The following is a 4420-nucleotide window of genomic DNA, read 5'->3' on the forward strand; positions in this document are numbered from 1 at the left end:
GCATCCGGTTCAACGACCTCCGAGCCGAGAGCCTGCTGGAGCAGTGGATCCTCGACGCCGCCGACCTGGAGACCGCCAACGACGAGACGCGTCTCCAGTTCCTCGATCCGGACATCCTGCCGGCATGACGCGGGACACCTTGGTACCGGAAGCCCAGCTTGCCGACGTCGTGACTGCCCTCTACGAAGATGCGAACGCGAGGAACTGGAGCCACCTGCCGCCTCGCGACCGCAGCCAGGCGTACAGCGCATGGGTTGAAGACCCCCGCGTCGGCGCCATCCTCACGAAGTACATGAGCCCCGAAGCTGCCCGCGCTTGGATCAAAGACGGCCCCATGAAGGAGTACGCCCGGGCGCTCCGCGGCATGGGACGTTACGCCAAGTTCGGCAACTCCGGCGGCACGACGACCCAGGACATCGTCGGGGCGGCTCTCGGCGAGGGGTGGGCGCTCGTCGAAGGAACCGACGGCATCAAGCCGTTCCACGCGCAGGCGGTGAACCAAGACGGCGCTTTGGCATATCTCGCATGGGACGAAGCGCGGAACTTCAAGAACCTCGTCTGGGCGGCGCTCCGTGCGAGCGTCGATCTCGGCGTCGCAGGTCACGTCGTCGTCACCGAGCCGCCAGGAACAGCGACGGCGCGAGAGGCCGCAGACGCACACGCCGCCATCACGAAGCGTTGCGGACTCGTCCTCCACTACGTCCGCGAACAGCTAGGAAGTGCCCGATGAGCAACCAGCTAAACTCCGTCGAGATATTCGCGGGCGGCGGTGGGATGGCGCTCGGCATGCGACGGGCAGGCTTCACGCATGAAGCGCTCGTCGAGTGGTGGGCGCCCGCCGCGAAGGTGCTCCGCCACAACGCCGAGCGAGACTCGACGCTCTGGACGAAGGAGCACGTCTTCGAGAAGGACGTCCGCAAGACGACCGACGAACTGGCCGAACTCGGCCCGATCAACCTCGTCGCCGGCGGACCGCCGTGTCAGCCGTTCTCGCTTGCCGGGACCGGCGCCGGTCACTCCGATGACAGGAACATGTTCCCCGCCGCCCTCGACATCGTCAGACAGCTCATGCCCGACTATGTTGTTTTCGAGAACGTCCCTGGACTGACACGCCCGTCGTTCGCGCCCTATCTCGACTACGTGAAAGACCAGCTGAGGCGCCCCACGATCACTCCGAAGGACGGGGAGCTTTGGAACGAGCACCACGCACGGGTTCGCGCCAGCGAGCTGCAGGAGCTCTACTGCGTCTACCAGGAAGAGATCGACGCCGCCGACGTCGGCGTCGCACAGAGCCGTAAGCGCATCTTCCTCGTCGCCGTCCGCGGCGATCTGAAGAACGCCGGAAGCTGGCAGGGCATCACGCGTACCCATAGCAGAGATGTCCTGTTGCACCAGCAGTGGATCACCGGGACATATTGGAACCGCCACGGGCTCGTCAAGCCCGAAATCGTGCCAGCGCGGCTCAACGCGCAGATCGAGCGGATCAAGAAGACCGGAGCGCCCGACAACCGGCTGCCGTGGAAGACGCTGCGAGACCTGCTCGCCGACGTTCCCGAGCCCGCCGTCGAGATCGCGCCAGACGGCTGGCCGAACCACATCGCCATCCCAGGCGCGAGGACATACGCGAAGCACACCGGCAGCCCGCTCGACATGCCTAGCAAGACGATCAAAGCCGGGGTGCACGGGGTGGCCGGCGGCGAGGCGATGTTGCGCGAACTCGACGGTGCCGTCCGATACCTCAGCATCCGAGAGGCGGCCCTCGTCCAGGGATTCCCCCAGGACTACGAGTTCCCGGGCGTCCGGAGCCGTGTCATGGGTGTGATCGGCAACGCCGTCGCCGTCGACGTCGCCGCGCACGTCGGTCGGACGCTCATCGCGCTTCGGGCCGAGCAGGAGGAACGGACGGACGACAGCGTTGACACGACCGAAGTCATCGGCGACCTCGACACAGAGGCTCGCATACCGAGCAGGCGGGCCGCAGCGATCGCCTGACTCCGTAGCCCGATCGCGAGGAACCGAGGTAGCGTCGAACACATGACGGCGATCACAAAGTCGTGGGCGTCAACCCCGGGCACCGCGAAGTCGATGCGCTCCAACCGCAGCCGTGACACGTCACTCGAACTACGAGTGCGCCGCGAACTCCACCGGCGAGGTTTCCGCTACAGGGTGGACATCGCGCCTCTTCGTGGCCTTCGCTCTCGTGCGGACATCGTGTTCACCCGCAGACGCATCGCCGTGTACCTCGACGGCTGCTTCTGGCACGGATGCCCGACACATGGCGTCATCCCCATCGCCCATTCCGCTTACTGGCAGCCGAAGCTCGCCAGGAATAAGGAGCGCGACGCGCAAGCGACGCTTGCCCTTCAGGAGGCCGGGTGGACTGTCCTCCGCTTCTGGGAGCACGAGGACACAGCGAGCGTCGCGGAAGCCATCAGCTCCGAGGTAGGAGACCGATGCGGTTCAGCGTCCACGGTTGGCGGCTACTGACGCCGACGGCGGGCATCCGCTTAGCTTGATCGTCGATCCTTCGCAAAGCGTGATCCAGCAGGGTCGCAGCGATCGGATCGACCAGCTCGCTGCGGCGGATGCGGTGCTGCAGCATGGTCCTCGGATCCGCGTGCCCAAGGCGAGCAGCGGCCTTTCCGCCGCCTGCAGAACCGAGACGCCTACAGGACCGAGTACGTGCAACACCCGGCGATGGACGTTGTTCGTCGTCAGCGGTGTCTCGCCTCCGTTCGCGAACATCACCCCGCCGTTCCCGATCCTGCTCCGCTGCGCGAGCCCTGAACGCAGCGCCCCTGCCGAGGACGACTGCAAAGCACGACCTTGCGCGACCGCGCGGTCTTCGGATGGTTGTGCCGGATCGTTGGCACGCTGCGGCGCCTGACAATGGTCCGGGTGATTCGCGTAGTCGCAGGCCAGGCTCGGTCCACGCCCTGACGCGACCCGCGACTGCTTCGCCTTGGATGGCTCTCCCGGGCCAGTCCTGTGAGGAAGCAGTCGCAGCGCGCGACATCGATCTGCGTTCAGCACGATCCGCCACGCTGCCTGGGCCACCGCCCCGGACGTGTCTGCGGGGGCTGATGCACCCAGCTTCCAGGACCACACCCTGCGGGAGCAGATAGGAGCTGGTGGGTCGGCACTCGTCCAGCTCTACAAGCGGAACGGTGGAACGTGTTACATAGCTAGGAGCCTGGCGGCTGATACCTTGACGAACGTGACCGTTGACGTCGAAGCCGGTGGGCCGGCTACTACACCGCCCGAACGCCGAACCATCGCCAGCGTCGAGGATCTGATGCAGGTTCTCGAACCCATCACCGCGGATGGACGCGAGGTCTGGTATCGCGGCCACCGTGACCATACTTGGGAACTTCAGGCCTCGGCGTTCAGGAAGCCGGACCACCGTGCGAATGAACGCGTCATGCTCGCCCGGTTTCGTCAGGAGGCCGCCACTGCCGGTCTGCAGTATGCATTTGACGAGTGGGGATGGACCACGTTTGCGCAGCACCACGCACTCCCGACACGGCTTCTCGACTGGTCGCAGAGCCCTCTAGTTGCCTTGTTCTTCGCCAGCGAGCCGAGTTCTTCTGGGGTGATCGACGAAGTGGATGGCGAGTTCTTCCTCATCCATCCGAATGATCTGAACGAAGAGGCCGGTGATGCCGACGGGGGACATCCTCATCTGCTGTCGGACTCTGACATCACGCTCAAGGACTATCTGCCCGGTCGTGACAGTGAGAACAGGCGGAAGCCGAGAGCTGTCGTTGCTCCGTTAATCTTCGATAGGATTCGGTTCCAAACCGGAACTTTCACCCTGACTCAGTTGCCGTCTCCCGGAGCCGATCAAGAACCGCTGCGGAAGGCTCGGTCGCTTCAATCCTTCATCGTTCCGACGTCCAGCAAGGTAGCTATCCGTGAGCAACTCGGTGTGCTCGGTTTCAACGAGGTGTCGATCTATCGCGATCTCGACCGTATTGCGAAGCGCATAAAGGCCGTCTACGGCAGGAGCAACGCATGAAGATTCGCACCGTGTTGATCCCGGACCTTACTGTCGCAAAGTTTCGACGAATGAAGGAAGTGGTCGACCTCAATCCGCCGTATCAACGTGAAGGCGGTATTTGGGGCACGGACACCCGTGCGGGACTAATCGACTCGATCCTTAACGGGCTCGATGTTCCCAAACTATATTTCGAGAAGGAGTCCAGCCGTCGTCTTACACCGGCTGGTCTCACGTACCAGTACGCGGTGATCGACGGCAAGCAACGTCTCGAAGCCATCACCAGTTTCCTGTCCGGCGAATTGCGGCTCGCCGACGACTTTCGCTACTTCGAGGACGAAAGCGTTCGAGCCGAACGGTTGACTCTGGCCGAGCTTCGGGAAGGATATCCGGCGGTCGCGCAGCGCTTCCTCGACTACGTAC

At 64.1% G+C, this 4420-nt stretch carries 5 protein-coding genes; all 5 read left to right on the plus strand.

The features are described 5' to 3' along the window. Positions 1-124 precede the first annotated feature (124 nt). Positions 125-730 (plus strand): hypothetical protein, encoded by a 606-nt coding sequence (locus ACFWEK_RS19270; RefSeq protein WP_430555082.1) that lies wholly within the window; start codon positions 125-127, stop codon positions 728-730. Continuing rightward, positions 727-1992 (plus strand): DNA cytosine methyltransferase, encoded by a 1266-nt coding sequence (locus tag ACFWEK_RS19275; protein WP_430555083.1) that lies wholly within the window; start codon positions 727-729, stop codon positions 1990-1992. The genes ACFWEK_RS19270 and ACFWEK_RS19275 overlap by 4 nt, the downstream gene beginning before the upstream one ends. 42 nt (positions 1993-2034) lie before the next feature. Continuing rightward, on the plus strand, positions 2035-2487 hold the full coding sequence (locus ACFWEK_RS19280; RefSeq protein ID WP_430555084.1) for a very short patch repair endonuclease: 453 nt from the start codon (positions 2035-2037) through the stop codon (positions 2485-2487). 730 nt (positions 2488-3217) lie between these two features. Further along, the gene (locus ACFWEK_RS19285) at positions 3218-4018 is read left to right on the plus strand and encodes an FRG domain-containing protein (RefSeq protein WP_430555085.1); all 801 of its coding nucleotides are present in this window, start codon (positions 3218-3220) and stop codon (positions 4016-4018) included. After that, the coding region (locus tag ACFWEK_RS19290) for a DUF262 domain-containing protein (protein WP_430555086.1) at positions 4015-4420 on the plus strand (406 nt) is incomplete at its 3' end. The genes ACFWEK_RS19285 and ACFWEK_RS19290, both read left to right, overlap by 4 nt.

Origin of the sequence: Isoptericola sp. NPDC060257 (assembly GCF_042726645.1) — a bacterium.
GTDB classification, from domain to species: Bacteria; Actinomycetota; Actinomycetes; order Actinomycetales; family Cellulomonadaceae; genus Isoptericola; species Isoptericola nanjingensis.

What these genes read in the sequence shown, in the direction of transcription:
- ACFWEK_RS19280 (WP_430555084.1), top strand. Translation starts at nt 2,035, where the DNA reads ATGACGGCGATCACAAAGTCGTGGGCGTCAACCCCGGGCACCGCGAAG.
- ACFWEK_RS19275 (WP_430555083.1), top strand. Translation starts at nt 727, where the DNA reads ATGAGCAACCAGCTAAACTCCGTCGAGATATTCGCGGGCGGCGGTGGG.
- ACFWEK_RS19270 (WP_430555082.1), top strand. Translation starts at nt 125, where the DNA reads ATGACGCGGGACACCTTGGTACCGGAAGCCCAGCTTGCCGACGTCGTG.